Genomic DNA, 292 nt, shown 5'->3' on the forward strand with positions numbered 1-292 from the left:
ACCATGGCGAGCGATGCGCCGCCATGGCGAACGGTTACAGGCGCCCGCCCTTCAGGTACATCCGCCGCATGCAGACCGATTCGCTACTGCGCCGCTTACGCTCTGCGTCGCCACAACCGGTCGGGCAGCGGCTCTCGCTCGGGCCGGCCGACCTGCGCATGTTCGGGGCCATCAACCGGCACGGTCCCCTGCCATCGACATACCTGCATCGATTTTCCGGGCACAAGGATCGCTCAGCGTTCGCGAACCGGCTCACCAAGCTCTATAACGGTACGGCGTTCTGCGCACCGCT

The 292-nt window shown here is 65.8% G+C and carries 1 protein-coding gene; it reads left to right on the forward strand.

Translation table 11 applies throughout. The features are described from left to right. Window positions 1–68: 68 nt before the first annotated feature. Window positions 69–292 (forward strand): hypothetical protein (locus RMT89_RS42210; protein WP_315889058.1); only part of this gene is annotated, 224 nt, incomplete at its 3' end.

This window comes from Streptomyces sp. P17, assembly GCF_032436805.1.
Classification (GTDB): Bacteria; Actinomycetota; Actinomycetes; order Streptomycetales; family Streptomycetaceae; genus Streptomyces.